Source organism: Shewanella sp. 10N.286.52.C2, from assembly GCF_002874545.1.
In the GTDB taxonomy this organism is placed as follows: domain Bacteria; phylum Pseudomonadota; class Gammaproteobacteria; order Enterobacterales; family Shewanellaceae; genus Shewanella.
This window is the reverse complement of sequence record NZ_MCTV01000057.1, coordinates 19,937-36,102: the sequence shown is the minus strand read 5'-3', so window position 1 is coordinate 36,102 and position 16,166 is coordinate 19,937. Positions and strand designations below refer to the sequence as shown.

The window sequence follows — 16,166 nt, the reverse complement described above, 5'->3', positions numbered from 1 at the left end:
CAATGGTTCCAATACAAGCGTTATGAATACAATCATTATCAATAAAAACGCTAATAGTCACTCAATCCTAATCAATGCCATTAAACATCATGGAATGATAATTAAAACAACAGGAAATAACATGTATCGAATCGTCACTGCGGGACTGGTTACGCTCTCATTTGTGGGAAGTACCGACGCCTTAGCCAATGAATACGTGCTTAGTAAAGTCGCCAAGCCACTATCACAAAGTATTAAGCTCAACTTAGATCCAGTCAAAGATAACTTCTCAGGCAGCACAGCCATTCAAATTGAAGTGCTTGAAGCCACTAAGCAATTACAACTTAACGGCTTAGAATACACTGCTAGCAATATCCAGTTAGATGCCAAATCAGCTAACAACAAAGACTGCCAACTAGATGTAATCATGCAAGATACTGGGGTGGTTTTGTTTAACTGCCCACATACTATCGAACCTGGTGCATATTCTTTCTCAATGGATTTCACAGCTCCTTATAACCGTCAATCTGTCGGCCTGTATAAAACCATTGATGGCGGCCTGCCCTACTTATTTACCCAGTTTGAAATGAGTGATGCGCGCCGCAGTTTTCCAAGCTTTGATGAACCAGAATATAAAATCCCTTTTCAAGTCACCATCACAGCCCCAAGTACTGAAAAGGTTTACAGCAACACCCCAGAGCTTTCAGTTGCAACCAAAGATGGCCTGACAACTCACGTATTTGCTCAAACCAAGCCAATATCCTCTTACCTTGTTGCTTATGCTGTGGGTCAATTTGAAGAAATTGAAGTCACAGGCATGAAAGTCCCAGGGCGCGTAATAACCACTAAGGGGAAAATCGAGCTAGCCAAATATGCAGCCGAGCAAATGCCGTTAGTTCTAAAAGCATTAGAAGATTATTTTGGGGTCGATTACCCTTATCAAAAGCTTGATAGCGTTGCCGTACCTGAGTTTCCTTTTGGGGCGATGGAAAACGCAGGCTTAGTCACTTATCGTGAAGATATTTTGTTAGTTGATGAGCAAACCGCCAGCCAAAATAGCAAAAAAACGGCCGTTTCAATTATTGCCCACGAGCTAGCACACCAATGGTACGGTAACCTAGTGACCATGCAATGGTGGAATGACCTATGGTTAAACGAAGCTTTTGCCAGCTGGATGGCTGCGAAAGTGACCGAGCAAATTCACCCAGAATTTGAATCTAACTTAGCATTATCCAAAAACTACGTGATGTCATTAGATGCACGGGTATCGACCAAGCCTATCCGCAAGCCCATTAAAACCGAAGCCGACATTATGGACGGTTTAGGCCTTGCCTATAGTAAAGGCGAAGCAGTGCTAGATATGGTAGAAAACTATATCGGCGAGGCTGAATTTAATAAGGGTATTCGTCAATACATTAAAGATCATGCCTTTCAAAATACTGAAGCTGATGATCTTTGGAATGCCTTATCAAAAGCCTCTGGTAAAGATGTTGGCAGTATCTTAAGCACCTTTATTGAACAATCGTCTTACCCTTTAATCGATGTGTCATTAGCAGGTGATAAGCTAACCCTTAAACAAAGCCGCTTTGTAAATGCTGGCACTGTAGCTGCAAAGCAGTCTTGGACTGTGCCAGTATCGGTTAAATACGGTAAAGGTGACAAAGTTGCAACCGAAACCATTTTACTCACCAGTCAATCGCAAACCATCAAATTAGCATTCAGTCCTGATTGGATTTATCCAGATTCAGACGCCATGGGTTACTACCGCTGGTTGTTAGATGAAACACAAATGAGCAGCTTATTAGCCAATGCTAAAACCCAGCTTACAGCTCGTGAGCGTAAAGCCTTGATCTCAGCAGCTGATGCCTTATTAGATGCCGGCTTTATCTCAGGTGGTGAGTTACTGAATATTTTAGGCGCATTTATTGATGACCAACATCCGCAAATCGTCTCTGCCGCATTAGGTTACTTACAATCTCAAAAACGCACCTTTATTGATGACACCAACCAAGAGCTATGGGCTAAGTTCATTGCCTCAAGAGCACAAAGCGCAATCGAGAAGTACGGTGTTACTGCAAAAGTTGATGAAAAGTCATCTATTAGTAAGTTACGCCCAACATTGATTAACTTATTAGCTTTTGAAGCCAAAGATAAAGCCACAATTGCAACCGCTAAAAAACAAGCTGACTTGTACCTTAATGGTAATAACGATGTTGACCAGTACCTTATCGGCACTTACCTCAATATTGCAGTGTATTTTGGTGACAGTAAGGTATTAGCGAAAGTAAAAGCTGAATTTGAGGTAACGAAAGACCCGCAAAAACGCACTCGTTTAATGTATGCCTTAGGCTATGCGCCTACTGAAAAACTACAAAACAGCGTGCTAGCTTATAGTTTGACCGATAAAGTCAATGCGCCAGATTTACGCTATATCTTTGCAGGGCAAGCTTATACCGATGAGCGTAAACAACGCTTTAGAGATTGGATCTATGCTAACTTCAGCGCCATAAAAGCGAAACTACCTCCCTTTGCGGTGGCGATGATCCCATCGTTTACCGGTAGCGGTTGTGATTTAGCGGCACTGGATACAACCAACACATTCTTTAAGCCAAAAGTAGCGCAAACACCTGAGTTTGGCCGTACCTTAGCCAAGCTCGATGAAAGTGTTAAAAACTGCGTCAGCTTAAAGCAGCGTGAACTTGCCAGCGTTGAGAAATACTTAAACCAGCTCTAATCGGTCTGTAGAGCCTTAACTAAAAAGCCAGTCTCACGACTGGCTTTTTGTTGTTAGTGCATCAGTTAGCGTTTTTAGGTGGCTTAGACAGCTTAATATAAACACTTAGGGATATAAAAATCAGCGCACCGCCAATAACTTTTTGCAGCGAAATTTGCTCATCTAACAGACTAAAGCTTAAGATCATGGTCCAAATAGGCTCTAAAATCATAATCAATGCCGCGGTTTCCATCTTAACTTGATACTGGCCTAGAGTCTGAAATACATAACGCACTGACGTAGCGATAACAGTAGAAACCACAAACCAAAATATCAAACTATCATTGACCTCAAAGCTTAATTGCTGGGTAAAGGCTACATACACAGCAGCAACTAAGCCAACCATAAATAACTGTAAACATATCGAATCAAGTGGCTTAATACTGAGACTAATTTTTTTGTTCAACACAAAATGAACAGACAGCAATGAAGAGGCAAGTAAGAAATACCATTGACTGGTCTCCACTTGCCAGCCATTACTTAAACTCAGTAACATCATCCCTACCACACTGATGGGTAAAGCTAACCAAAATGCGCGGTGAGGCTTAACTTTAAACAAAACCCAGGCGGTCATAGGCGCAATGATCATCGCTAAACTCATGATAAATGCCCCTTCAGACAGGCTATTACTGATCGATACCGCAAACACCCAAATCTGTAACGACATCCCCAAGAAAATGCCTACTCCGCAGGCTAATAGCAACTGCTTGGCTCTTAATCGCCAAATACTTTTATAGCAAAAAGGTAATAAAATCAAACTAGCTAACATAAAGCGGCTAGCAATAAACACTTCGCCGGGCATTTCATCAACCACAAGCTTTGACGAAATCCAGCCAACAGCAGCCAACAAGGTGGCAATAAATAAATATAACGCTCCGCGCATTGATAATTCTCTAGAGTAATATTGAAACAGACACAGCTCATCAGCGCCTAAAACAAGCAGGCCGCAGTGAAAATAAGATTAACTAAAGTGCTGTATCAATATGCATGGATCGTCATGCATTGATAAAAAGAAAGGTATTAGCGGTTAGCTTAACCACCCCCTCATATAGTAAAATAGCCACTTTACAGTGAAGTAAAGTGGCTATTATATTTTAACCTGTTTAGCGACTGCTTAACTAGCAAGCGTGCGCTTTATAGGCATTAGTTGCTAGCATACTCACAATAATCAGTTAAGCCTTTCTCATCACCACCAAATAAGGTGGCTGGATCATGCGCAGCCAATGGGTAACCATGCTTAATACGGTTAGGTAAATCTGGGTTTGCCACAAATGGGCGGCCAAAACCAACCATATCCACTAAGCCATCTTGTATCGCTTGCTCTGCGGTATCGGCGTTATACTTACCGGCATAAATGAGTACCCCTTGATATGCTTCACGTACCGCTTTTTTAAAGCCTGCTGGGGTTTCAGGAGCATCATCCCAATCCACTTCTGCAATATGTAAATACACAATCTTATGGGTATTTAATAACGCTGCTGCAGCAGTGTAAGTTTCAACAGGGTTAGCATCAACGGTGCCATTTAATGAAGTAAATGGAGCTAAACGCACCCCAACTCTGTCAGCGCCAATCGCCTCAATCATAGCGCCAACCACTTCACTTAAAAAACGTAAACGGTTTTCTACTGAGCCGCCGTATTCATCGGTGCGGTTATTCGCCTCTGAATCAATAAACTGGTTAATTAAATAACCGTTAGCAGCATGTAATTCAATGCCATCAAAACCCGCTTCAATCGCATTAAGCGCCGCTTGACGATATTCTTCAATCACAGCTTTAATATCTGCTTTGGTCATTGCCCGTGGCTCAACCACATCAACAAAACCAGGCTCTTGGGTGCCGTTGTCGATAAAGACTTTTACATTTTCAGCTTTAAGGGCAGAAGATGAAATAGGTTGCTCGCCACCAATATTATCAGGGTGAGTAACGCGGCCAACGTGCCAAAGCTGAGCAAAAATAACCCCGCCTTGTTGATGAACTAAATCAGTGGTTTTTTTCCAACCCGCAATTTGTTCAGGGCTGTAAATACCCGGTGTCCAAGCATAACCTTGACCCATTGCAGAAATCTGCGTGCCTTCAGCCACAATTAAACCCGCTTGTGCGCGCTGAGCATAATATTTTGCCATCATGTCATTAGCCAAGTTTCCTGGCTGTGAAGCACGTGAACGGGTCATTGGTGGCATTACAATGCGGTTGGTTAGTGTATGACGGCCTAGTTGCAGCGTTTGAAATAATGCTTGTTTCATGTTGTCATTCCTCGAAAAATGGGTCATTGAGCAGCCGATGTAATAGGGCTTTGAGATAACGAGCTCAGTTCAGTTAGCTCGGTTCAGTTAGCTCAGTTGAATCAGCTCAATTTGATAGTTATCAGGGTCAGTGATGAATGCGATGTGCGTCGCGCCGCCTTTTACAGGGCCGGGCTCACGAGTGACTTTTCCGCCTAAATCTTTAATCTTGTCGCAAGCAGCGTAAATATCATCCACACCTAAGGCTAAATGACCAAAGGCATTACCCATATCATACTGGTCTGTATCCCAGTTGTAAGTCAGCTCAATGCTAGTGCCATCTGGCTGATCGGCATAACCAACAAATACTAAGGTATAACGATATTCAGTGTTTTCAGCTCTATCGAGCACACTCATACCCAGCACATCAGTATAAAATTTAATCGATTTCTCAAGATCTGCAACTCTGATCATAGTGTGTAAAAATTTCATAATTTGCCCTTAGCTTCACAGAGATGAAAGCGCTGTTAGTAGTGATAACAAAATAACAATCTAAAACGCTTGCTTTGATTTAATAGGGCTAGTTTACGGCAATGGAGAGGATTAAAATAATTATTAAAAATTCTTAAAATGATAATATTTTATTATTCATTTGAGCTATAGATTTTATAGCGCTACAAAAATGAATCACTCACTAGCGACATGCTACTTACCGGTTGCAGCATTTGTGCGCCAGCCAATCAATTCGACATTCTTATTTTACATTCTTGTTCTACACTGTTATTGCCATAAACGTATTACATAAGCGTTAACCATCACCCCTTTGTGCTTTTACCTAAAGCAATATCTGCAAGGAGCGACAATGAAGCAAAGTTCAACAAACACGATATTGATAGGTAAAGGCGATAATCCCGTTGAGCTACAACTGCGTTATGGTAATCGTCATGGCTTAATTGCAGGAGCGACAGGTACGGGGAAAACGGTCTCGTTGATGATGTTAGCTGAAAACTTTTCCCGTCAAGGTGTGCCGGTTTTTGTCACTGATATTAAAGGGGACATTTCAGGTCTAGCCGCTGCAGGTAAGGTGTCAGATAAACTATTAGCCCGCGCTGATAAAATTGGTATTAGCAATTTCAGCCCCCAAGCTAATCCATGCGTTTTTTGGGACTTACTCGGCCAGCAAGGTCACCCTATTCGCACCACCGTCAGTGAAATGGGGCCAACATTATTAGCCAGAATGCTGGGGCTAAATGACATCCAAAGCAGCATTTTAGACATCGTTTTTGCCTTAGCCGATAGCCGAGGCTTATTACTGCTGGATTTAGACGACCTTAAAGCGCTTCTGACCTTGGTCTCAAAAGAGCGTAAAACCATCAGTGCTGAATACGGTTTAGTCAGTGCGCAATCATTAGCGGCGATTCAGCGATCGCTGATGAGTTTAAAGCGTGACGGTGGTGAGGTTTTCTTTGGCGAGCCCGCCCTTGAGCTAAGTGACATCATGGGCGTTGATGAGCAAAACCATGGCTTAATCAATATTCTGGCGGCAGATAAATTAGTATTAACCCCAAATTTATATGCCAGTTTTATACTATGGTTGTTATCAGAGCTATACGAAAACCTGCCTGAGGTCGGCGATGCCGATAAACCTAAGTTGGCCTTTTTTATCGATGAAGCCCATTTACTGTTTGAGGATAGCCCAGATCATCTACTTAAGCGTATCGAGCAAATTATGCGCCTAATCCGCTCTAAAGGGGTTGGGGTGTATTTTTGCTCACAATTTCCTGACGATATACCCGATGCGATATTGGGGCAATTGGGTAATCGTATTCAACATGCTTTGCGGGCTTATACACCAAGGGACCAAAAATCGGTTCGCGCCGCCGCTGAAACCTTTGTGGTAAATCCTAAACTGGATATCACCGCAGTGATTTCTAGCTTAGCCGTGGGTGAGGCCTTAGTATCAACCTTACAAGATAATGGTGTGCCCAGTATGGTTGAGCAAACGCTGATATCCCCGCCCCGCTGTCGTATGGGGCCATTAACACTGACTGAGCGTAATGCTTGTCGCGCCCAAAGCCCTATCGGCAATCATTATGATATCGCCATTAATCGCGAGTCGGCTTATGAACGCCTCAATCAACTCGAGCAACTTGAAAAAGCCCCTGATGCCAAGCCTCCTATAGAAAAAGCTGACACTAAAAAGTCTACCCCAAAAAAACCAAGCTCAACACCCCAAAAAGATAGCGAGGATGAACAAAGCAATTGGTTTAGCGAATTGCTATTTGGCACCAAGCGCCGTCAAGGTCTAGTACAGAGCTTTTCAAAACAAGCTGCACGCGCGGTGGGCAGTAAGTTTGGCAAACAAATTTTGCGGGGAATACTTGGCAGCATTAGCGGCAAAAGCGGTAAATAATTGTTCGCGGTTATATTGCTCTAGCCAGTCATTTTAACTCATCCTTGACCTGTAAATAGGAATTTTTAGCCATAACTGCCTAGAAAGATCACCTTGTGACAAGCTATATTTTTTGAATTAAATCAATAATATCTAACTTTGAAAAATTTCAGCAATCCCTTTGGTTAACTTAGTTGTAACTTCACTAATAAATGCGCTATTGTTTAGTTAATGGAGTTTTTAGAGGTGATTAAGGATGAGCCAATTTTTCACTTTACTCAATCTTAGTTTACTAGACGTCACGTTAGAATATGTCACGTTAGCTGATGCCTCTGTAATAGATAGCATTACTCAGGCCAATGCCTTTCAAACCACTTATGTTGTTATTCTTCGCTATTTTACAAGACCTTCTGACGTTATACGCGCAGCTAGCATCAAACACCTCAAGCACTTAGCGGCATATTACGCCCCTGTGCTTCCATCAGCCCTTATTAGTCACAATAACTTAATAAGGGGCGACTTATAGATATGATTAACCTGCATTTAAGAAAGTCATTATTATTTGGACTGATTGTATTTTCATTCTGTATATCAATTCTGTATCTAGATAATCGCTCAGAAGATTTTGTCATCGATAAGCAAAAACAGCTTATCAGCGAAAACTTATTTAAATTAAAAAAAGAGCATATTACTGATCTTGTTTCATCGGTGCATATCGCAGCTGAAGCAACCCTTAAGCGCGAATACCAAAAACAACAAACTAATCTACAAACGCATTCGCAACAATTCAAATTAGTACTTAATAACACCCCTGAACATCAACGCTGCCAAGTGCTACAAACTTTAGCCGCTGACGATGATGAGTTTCAATACCAATTAACACAATCAGGACAAGCTCTTTGTCAGTCATCCCATAAGCCAAGTTTACACTCCTCTAAGCCAGACAATACCTTGGCTGAAATAAGTATTAACACAGCGATTGCTGATGATATGCAAATGACACTGTCATTATTACCACCTCAAGTTATCAATGAAGCGAAAAAAAGGATCGCTGCCTTTATTAGGCTAATTAAACTGCAGAACCCAGAAACCTACGTTTGGGTAAATGAAGTGATTAATTACGCCGGTGGTGATGACTTTGCCATTAGAAAAGTTCACCCTAGCCAGCCTGAAACCGAAGGGCAGCTATTATCAACCCTCAGTCAAGACATCAAAGGTAACTACCCCTTCCAGATGGAGCTTGATGGCATTAATGCTCAAGGTGAAGTTTACTTCGAGTATTATTTCAAACGTAATACCAATGATGAAATCGTTAAAAAACTGGCCTATGCCAAATTATATAAGCCTTTTGATTGGATTATCGCCACAGGGGTATATGTGGATGATTTAGAATTTGCAGTAGATCAAGAGATCAACAAGCTGATGGTTGAGCTCAATTTTTACAATAATCTGGTCGCCATTATCGCCATCTTTTTATCCGTGTTACTGGTTATATGTTTATACGTGATAGAAAGAAATGCCCTTAATAGCAAAGAGCGAGAGCTGGCACTAAAACACAAGCAACAAGATGTAAAAAACTACCGTCAAGTACTATCATCTATGCTTGATTTAGTGGAGCGGCGCGATAGCTACACCGCTGGTCATACGCGGCGGGTTGCACAATACTCAGTGATGATAGCTAAAGAGATGGGCTTTAGTAATGCTGAAGTGGAAATCCTCTATGAATCAGCAATCATGCATGACATAGGTAAGATATCTACACCCGATAGTATTCTACTAAAACCAGGTAAACTCACCTCGCAAGAATACAAAATTATTCAGCAGCATTTAGACAGCGGCTACAAGCTACTGGTATCGATTAAAGCCTTTAAAAAACATGCTGAAATCATCAGGTGCCATCATGAACACTATGATGGGACGGGTTACCCTCGGGGACTTAAAGGCAAACAGATCTGCCCACTTTCTCATATTCTCATTTTAGTTGACGCCTTTGATGCAATGACCTCAAAACGTATCTATAAAATGAGTAAATCGAAACAAGAAGCTATCGCAGAAATAAAGGCGCTGGCAGGTAAACAATTTTGCCCTGAAACGGTAAAAGCAGCTGTGCCAGTGCTAGAGAGTGCTAATCTAATTCCTGTTGATCATAATTATTTAAAGGATGAGTTTGAAGAAGCAAGGCTTGCCTATTATTACAAAGATTCGCTTACCGGTTTATATAACTATCGATATCTAGAGCACGTTATCACGTTAAACGAAGAGCTATTTAGCAAACATTATCATTGCTGTTACGTCATCAGTTTGTTCAATTTTGGTCAATACAATAAAACCCACGGCTGGCTCGAAGGTGATAAAAAACTTACCTTTATAGCCAACAAGTTAACTGCATTTTTGCCAGAGTCGTTAATTTTTAGAGTGTTTGGCAATGACTTTCTTATCTTAACCCTAGAGCATATAGAGCTAGATGCAAAGTCGCTAATCGCGCAACTAGAACTTGATAACCTTAATATTGAACTTGCGTTAGAGCATATCAATATTGACCAGCAGCAAATCCACAATGTAACTCAATTTACTGAGATTATTAACAAGATAGTTAATAAGAAGACTTGCCCCAATATGCCCTAAAGTTCTGTATCAGGCTTGTAAAGCAACAGCATGAATAGAGGGTATTCATGCAATACTGTCTAACTAATAGTCACGAGATTAATCATAAAATAATCGATCAAGTAGCCAAAATGCGAAATAAAAATTAACTAAAAAATTAACTAATACTATAATGTTAACTGAGGGTTTGAGTCGTATCTCGTAGTATTAATCTAAGGAAGTCAATAATGAAATGGTTACCTGCTAAGTGGGTGTTAGATAAAGAGGCAGAACTATCATTTCAACAATCTTTAAATCAACGCTCACGCACAAATGCAGTAATGATGAGTTACATCTTAATTACGGTGTTGCTATTTTTTACCCTATCTTCATTTGCAGCCACTAATTATACTTTCGCCGACATCTTAACCCGTATTGTCAGCCTCCTAATTGCAATGGTAATGATTTTCAGTATTAAAAAATCAGCCACCTGTTACCTTGATTCGATACTGTTATTTTTTGCGGTGCTGTTTACCCTCATCAATGGTTTATTCTTTTATAGCTATGCTATTAACCATCAAGAGCTCCATGAAGGCGGCCCTATGCTGTCAGCCATTTTTATTACAGCCATTTCCATACTTCACTTAGGTCAAAAGTTCATTATTTGGCTGTTACTGGGTGTTGCTCTGCTTATAATCCAATTCAACACCGAGGTGGATATCATTTGGAGTATAAACTTCTATGTGATAACAGTTGCTATCATGACCGCGATGCAATATCAAACGGATGTACTGCTGAGAAAACAATATAAATACGAGTTAATTCAAACACAAAAAGCGCAAACTGATAAGTTAACAGGGATTCATAATCGCTATAATTTCGATAAGCAATTCTCGACTCTGTTACACAATTTAAAACAGGGGCAGTACCTTTCATTGGCGATGATCGATATTGACCACTTTAAAAAATATAATGACCGCTACGGGCATTTAATGGGCGATAAAGCCTTGGTCAGCTTTGCCCAGTTACTTTCAAACCAAGGTGCCGATATGGTGGTGCGCTTTGGTGGCGAAGAATTTATTTTGGTTTCTGTCAGTTCAAATCAAAATAAGCACTGGCTTGAAGATCTCCCCATGCAGCTTAAACGGCTCGAGATTGAGCATAGTGATTCAGCAACCGGGTTTCTGTCAGCATCCGCTGGGGTGGTAAGTGTTAGTGCCAATCAGCGTCACCTAGTTAATAAAACCAAGCTTTTAACCTTAGCCGATCGCTGTTTGTACCAAGCGAAAAAAGCCGGTAGAAACCAAGTGTGTCGCCAAAAGGTATCTTGTGAAGAATAAGACTTAAGTTAAGCTTGAGGCAAAAGTTGCAGTTGAGGCTGAGAATGAACTTGCGCTCACCGCCAGATAGCATCATTCGGATGAGTCTTTTTTATTTGCTTCTCTAGCAACCAAAATAAAGGTTAAATACATTTTAGTTGGCAGTGACAGCACCATGCCAAAAGCGACACACATCGAACTGATGATAATTCCCTTAACGCCCATTGCGGCTACGGTATCATTAAAGTTGTGTAAATAAATCCCAAGTAAAATTAAGCAAATACCAATGGTAATACTGGTTCTAAGCAGTAGTATTAATTGTCTATTGCTCACTTAATTCTCCTCATTCTAAATCACGTCTTCGAATAATTTCAATCCGCCAGACATCACCTCTGCGATATTCTTGTAAAAGAATAAAGATAAGGTATGAAAACCACAATCGCCAATCTAGCCGCTAACAACAAAAACAACATAAACAACATAAACAACATAAAAACAATAACTTAAAATCAATTACACCATATTCTCTGATAAATCTTACGTAAATCAATGTATTAAAACTCATCCATCTTTATTTGCTTCTACTATAATTTTTATAGATTTGTCGATTAACGTTATTTAATGCATTTAAACATAAAGTGCGCATCATTTTGGGATTTTACTATGAACACAGGTAACACGGATTTGTCACGTCGAGGTTTCATTAAAAAATGTGTGATTGGTGGTGTTGCGGTATACAGCGCACCAATGATTTTTGATAAAAATAAAGCTTTCGCCGCAACCACCTCAGAGCAATTAAAAGCCAAATGGAATGTTGGCGCTAAACCCGCTTATCGCTATGATGCGATAGAAAAAGTCACCGGACAGAAAATTTACGGCCGTGACTATCGCGCTCAGGACATCCCTGACTGGCCTAAAAAACAACATTATGCACATATTATTAGGGTCAACCGAGCTGATAAAATTCTCGTTGATTTAGACCTTTCAAGTATTCCTGATAATGCCAAACCTTACTTTACTATTACTGCTAAAACCCTAAAAGACAACCAACTTAAGTTACCCGATTTCTATGGCAAAAACATGCTATTACCATTAGGTAACACTCCAGATTATCAAGGTCATGAAGTCGCCATTTTACTGTTTGATACATTCATAAAATATAAACAAGCCAAAGCTGCAATTGAGTTTAATGACGCGATTTTCAAATGGGGCGAATCAACTCCGTTAGTCACCGCCAACCAAGATCCCTATGCTTGTTGGCGTATCATTCGACAACAAGGCGACGGTGGCAGCGACGCAGAAGATAAATACAGTACTTTGCATGATGGATTAATTTTCCCTGATTATGAAAATCATAAACCAGTTTGGAGTGCCAGTATTAACCCATCAGGTAATAGTGCCGAAAAGGCCATGTATTACGCCAGTGAGTTACAAAATGATTTAACTAATCCAGACTGGTTAGTGATTGATAAAAATTTCACGACCCAATCAATTGAACCCATGATGTTAGAACCTGAAGCATTTAATGGTTGGTTTGATAAAAACAACGCCAGATTACACGTGGTCATTTGCTCTCAATCCCCCCAAGACTTTTACGCACAAGCCGGTGAGGTATTAGCAAAAAGTCCCCTAAGTGTTTCCATTAAAGAGCTTATCGTCCACACCCCTTATATTGGTGGTGGCTTTGGCGCTAAAGATCATACCATTTTCCCGTATTACGGCATTATTGCCTCACTTTATAGTACCAATCCAGTGCGAATCGCCAATGATCGTTTTCAACAATTTCAATCAGGTTTGAAACGCCATACGTTTAACATGGATCACAAACTGGCTTTTGATAAAAAAACCAAGAAAATAACTGGATTAGTCACCAATATGGTACTAGCCGGAGGAGGAAGAAAGAATTTTTCTGATTCGGTTACCATGGTCGGCGCCAGTGCAATTCAGAGTATTTATTACTTACCAAGAAATGATATCCAAGCCTGGTGTCACCCTTCAGCAACCCCTCACGCAGGATCTATGCGGGGCTATGGCACACTGCAGTCCATGGGCGCGATGGAAATGATGATCAATGAAGCTGCCGAAGCGTTAGATATTGATACCTTTGAATTACGAAGAATTAATGCCTTTAAAACTGGACAAAAAAATACCCAAGGCGCGACGCCTAACGGTAAAGCACGCTACGTCGAAATGCTCGATTTAGCTGAAAAGCATGATATCTGGGTTAATCGACAACAAAACAAAGCAGACTTTGAAAAAGCCAACCCAACTAAAATGTATGGCGTCGGCTTTGGGATTGCCACCAAAGATTACGGAACGGGAGCTGAGGCACCATCGGCTTCGGTTGCCATCACCCCCGAAGGTAAAATTGTTATCCAAGTTTGCTCAATTGAAATGGGCACGGGAACCGAAACATCCCAAGGGGCATTAATAGCCAAGTACCTAGGTAATATGGCTGATGAAGTCCATATGGCAAAGATTCAAGAATTTGATGCCATGGAGTTAATTGAAAACGACAATCCATACACTATGTCTCAAGCCCATCAAGATGAAATGTCTAAAAAACCCACATGGACACCTGCCATAGGAATGGCCTCATCAGCCAGTCAGTCATCCTTTTTTCAAAGCCATGCTACCGCTCAGGCTGCAAAATTTATTCTACAATACAGCTTAATACCCGCTGCTGCCGCTATCATCAATGGTCAGAGCACAGCAAAAATTGATCCTGCTACGGTAAAATACAGCTGGGATAAGGGCGCTATGGTGCTAGCAGGCCAGCAACCTATCCCTTTTGCACTACTTGCCAAAAAAGCCCATGCCATGGGATTAATCACCTCTGTCATGACCCATGCCTTTAATCGCTGGGAATGGGCAACCGCTGATTTTGACATTAACGGTAAAAAACAAAACTTTCCGTTAGATGCAATTGCTATTCAATATGGTATTGGCGCAACAGCAGAGCAAAAGCAGCAATACAATGCTGCAGGCTATCAAGTCATAAAACGTCTATCAGTCAATTACCCTAAAACCAATATGAACAATGCCATGGTCACTTACTACACCCCTTGTGCAACCTTGGTTGAGATTGCCATTGACAAGCAGCAAGGGAATGTAGAGATATTGCGCACCCATAGTTGGATTGAACCGGGAAATGTCCATGTTAAAGAACTCGTTGAAGGTCAGCTTGAAGGCGGGCTAACAATGGGCGTTGGACACGCATTATATGAATACCTACCTGATGACGAAACAGGAGCTGGAACAGGTAAATGGAACCTAGACCGTTACCAAGTTCCTTTTGCAAAACATAATGGTGTATGGAATATGAAGCATACCATTATGCCACCATTGTCAGATTCAGATGACTCAAAAGGTGTTGCCGAGGTCGTGATGATCCCTGTGGTACCTGCATTAGTGGAAGCTATCTATCAAGCAACAAACCAGCGTTTTTATCATCTACCGATTACACCACAAGACATATTGAAGGCTATTTAATTATGAGTGATATCAGTTTAACAATTAACGGAAAATTAGTCGGCCCTATCGATGTAGGCACGGATGTCATGATGATTGAGTTTCTTCATGAATATCTCAATATGACTGGAACAAAATTTGGTTGTGGTGAAGGCATTTGCCATGCTTGTGTAGTGATCGTTGATAATGATGATGGCAGTAGTAGCACAGTAAGAACTTGTATCTCGGGTGCTCATGCATTCAACAACTTTAAAATCAGAACCATTGAAGGCCATGCTAAAACCAATAACATGGGTGAAATCATTCAACTTAGCCCAGTACAAGAGTCATTCATCAAGCATTTTGCCTTTCAGTGTGGTTGGTGTACCTCTGGCTTCACCAACGAAACCACACTACTGATAGAAAAATTACAAAAGGCGCCCATTAACAAAGCTGATGTAGAGGCGGTTATTCTTGAGTCTTTAGGGGAGCATGTATGTCGCTGTACCGGTTACGTAAAATATTACCAAGCAGTTAAAGAACTGATACTCACAACAGAGGGTTTAACCACATAAATAGTAACCACTTAATCCTGGTTCACTGCAAAATAAAGGCTATCTCATTAGATAGCCTTTATTTTTTACATTGATTTAAATAAACCACCCCATCGTTAAGCCATAAATATGATGTTCGTTGCAGTGGAAAGTAGCTTATAAAAATATCGAATTAATATTTTCACATCACTATTGGCAGAGTTCTATAGATAACTATTCGCATAAGAAAGGCCTGAAAGACTAAAAACCGTTACAAAATGATCTTTGTAGCTATCGTGGTTTAGCAACTCAGTAAACAGATGAATTACCAAACAGGCGTTGAATCGAGCAAGGCGATAAGGGAAAAATATAAACTAAGCAGTTGAGACGTGAGGTGTTGGATTTAGGATTTAGGATTTAGGATTTTGAATGATGGATTTTGAATAATGGATGCTGGATGCTGGATGCTGGATGCTGGATGCTGGATGAGACAGGCATTGAATTTTAGACACAAAAAAGCGAACCCAAAGGTTCGCATTTTTAATAATTACGATAAATAGGAAAACCTAAATGCGTAATTATTTGAAGTAACGTAACGGGTAACCCGTTACGTAGACTTTCAACTTAGATAGCAACTACGTTAGCTGCTTGTGGGCCTTTTTGACCTTGCTCTAAATCGAAAGAAACTTTTTGGCCTTCAGCTAAAGTTTTGAAACCTTCAGAAGCGATAGCACGGAAATGTACGAATACATCTGCGCCGCCATTGTCTTGAGTGATGAAACCGAAACCTTTGTCTTCGTTAAACCATTTTACGATACCAGTAGTGTTAGACATAATGTGTCCCTTATATAATTAAGAATTAAAAAATTTATCGCGAAAATGCGATGCGCTGAGAGCTGAATTATTTAATGTGA

Annotated in this window: 12 protein-coding genes; 7 read left to right on the top strand and 5 right to left on the bottom strand. The window is 40.7% G+C overall.

The genetic code is table 11. The features are described from left to right. The first annotated feature begins 121 nt into the window (after positions 1 to 121). Positions 122 to 2,713, top strand: a complete 2,592-nt coding sequence (locus BCU94_RS16930; RefSeq protein ID WP_102477051.1) for a M1 family metallopeptidase — start codon at positions 122 to 124, stop codon at positions 2,711 to 2,713. Between the two features lie 61 nt (positions 2,714 to 2,774). Here the strand turns inward: BCU94_RS16930 and BCU94_RS16925 are convergent, their stop codons facing one another. The 3 genes from BCU94_RS16925 to gloA all read right to left on the bottom strand — a co-directional run bounded on the left by BCU94_RS16925 (position 2,775) and on the right by gloA (position 5,467). Then, the gene (locus tag BCU94_RS16925) at positions 2,775 to 3,635 is read right to left on the bottom strand and encodes a DMT family transporter (RefSeq protein ID WP_102477050.1); all 861 of its coding nucleotides are present in this window, start codon (positions 3,633 to 3,635) and stop codon (positions 2,775 to 2,777) included. 260 nt (positions 3,636 to 3,895) lie between these two features. Continuing rightward, positions 3,896 to 4,996: an alkene reductase gene (locus tag BCU94_RS16920; RefSeq protein ID WP_102477049.1), complete on the bottom strand. Its 1,101-nt coding sequence runs from the start codon at positions 4,994 to 4,996 to the stop codon at positions 3,896 to 3,898. 87 nt (positions 4,997 to 5,083) lie between these two features. Next, entirely contained in the window at positions 5,084 to 5,467 is a 384-nt protein-coding gene (gloA, locus tag BCU94_RS16915) for a lactoylglutathione lyase (RefSeq protein WP_102477048.1), read from the bottom strand. A gap of 370 nt (positions 5,468 to 5,837) precedes the next feature. On the opposite strand from gloA, the gene BCU94_RS16910 reads away from it, so the two are divergent. From BCU94_RS16910 to BCU94_RS16895, 4 genes are all read left to right on the top strand, one after another. Then, entirely contained in the window at positions 5,838 to 7,388 is a 1,551-nt protein-coding gene (locus tag BCU94_RS16910; protein WP_102477047.1) for a helicase HerA-like domain-containing protein, read from the top strand. 235 nt (positions 7,389 to 7,623) lie between these two features. Beyond that, entirely contained in the window at positions 7,624 to 7,893 is a 270-nt protein-coding gene (locus BCU94_RS16905; RefSeq protein WP_102439120.1) for a hypothetical protein, read from the top strand. A 2-nt stretch (positions 7,894 to 7,895) separates the two neighbouring features. Continuing rightward, positions 7,896 to 9,992 (top strand): HD domain-containing phosphohydrolase, encoded by a 2,097-nt coding sequence (locus BCU94_RS16900; RefSeq protein ID WP_102477046.1) that lies wholly within the window; start codon positions 7,896 to 7,898, stop codon positions 9,990 to 9,992. Between the two features lie 206 nt (positions 9,993 to 10,198). Then, entirely contained in the window at positions 10,199 to 11,290 is a 1,092-nt protein-coding gene (locus BCU94_RS16895; protein ID WP_102477045.1) for a GGDEF domain-containing protein, read from the top strand. Positions 11,291 to 11,362: 72 nt separating this feature from the next. Here BCU94_RS16895 and BCU94_RS16890 read toward each other — a convergent pair whose 3' ends face one another. After that, positions 11,363 to 11,602, bottom strand: coding sequence for a hypothetical protein (locus BCU94_RS16890; RefSeq protein WP_102477044.1), 240 nt, complete (start codon positions 11,600 to 11,602; stop codon positions 11,363 to 11,365). Positions 11,603 to 11,932: 330 nt separating this feature from the next. Here BCU94_RS16890 and BCU94_RS16885 point away from each other — a divergent pair, with 330 nt between their 5' ends. Together BCU94_RS16885 and BCU94_RS16880 are read left to right on the top strand one after the other, a co-directional pair. Then, complete coding sequence (locus BCU94_RS16885; protein WP_102477043.1) at positions 11,933 to 14,761, top strand: molybdopterin cofactor-binding domain-containing protein; 2,829 nt, start codon at positions 11,933 to 11,935, stop codon at positions 14,759 to 14,761. After that, complete coding sequence (locus tag BCU94_RS16880) at positions 14,761 to 15,294, top strand: 2Fe-2S iron-sulfur cluster-binding protein (RefSeq protein WP_102477042.1); 534 nt, start codon at positions 14,761 to 14,763, stop codon at positions 15,292 to 15,294. Before BCU94_RS16885 ends, BCU94_RS16880 begins: the two co-directional genes overlap by 1 nt. Before the next feature lie 582 nt (positions 15,295 to 15,876). Here BCU94_RS16880 and BCU94_RS16870 read toward each other — a convergent pair. Next, on the bottom strand, positions 15,877 to 16,086 hold the full coding sequence (locus BCU94_RS16870; RefSeq protein ID WP_076539522.1) for a cold-shock protein: 210 nt from the start codon (positions 16,084 to 16,086) through the stop codon (positions 15,877 to 15,879). Positions 16,087 to 16,166 lie beyond the last annotated feature (80 nt).

Coding starts and splice junctions, on each gene's coding strand:
- BCU94_RS16910 (WP_102477047.1), top strand. CDS start 5,838: ATGAAGCAAAGTTCAACAAACACGATATTGATAGGTAAAGGCGATAAT.
- gloA (WP_102477048.1), bottom strand. CDS start 5,467: ATGAAATTTTTACACACTATGATCAGAGTTGCAGATCTTGAGAAATCG.
- BCU94_RS16870 (WP_076539522.1), bottom strand. CDS start 16,086: ATGTCTAACACTACTGGTATCGTAAAATGGTTTAACGAAGACAAAGGT.
- BCU94_RS16920 (WP_102477049.1), bottom strand. CDS start 4,996: ATGAAACAAGCATTATTTCAAACGCTGCAACTAGGCCGTCATACACTA.
- BCU94_RS16895 (WP_102477045.1), top strand. CDS start 10,199: ATGAAATGGTTACCTGCTAAGTGGGTGTTAGATAAAGAGGCAGAACTA.
- BCU94_RS16885 (WP_102477043.1), top strand. CDS start 11,933: ATGAACACAGGTAACACGGATTTGTCACGTCGAGGTTTCATTAAAAAA.
- BCU94_RS16930 (WP_102477051.1), top strand. CDS start 122: ATGTATCGAATCGTCACTGCGGGACTGGTTACGCTCTCATTTGTGGGA.
- BCU94_RS16925 (WP_102477050.1), bottom strand. CDS start 3,635: ATGCGCGGAGCGTTATATTTATTTATTGCCACCTTGTTGGCTGCTGTT.
- BCU94_RS16905 (WP_102439120.1), top strand. CDS start 7,624: ATGAGCCAATTTTTCACTTTACTCAATCTTAGTTTACTAGACGTCACG.
- BCU94_RS16900 (WP_102477046.1), top strand. CDS start 7,896: ATGATTAACCTGCATTTAAGAAAGTCATTATTATTTGGACTGATTGTA.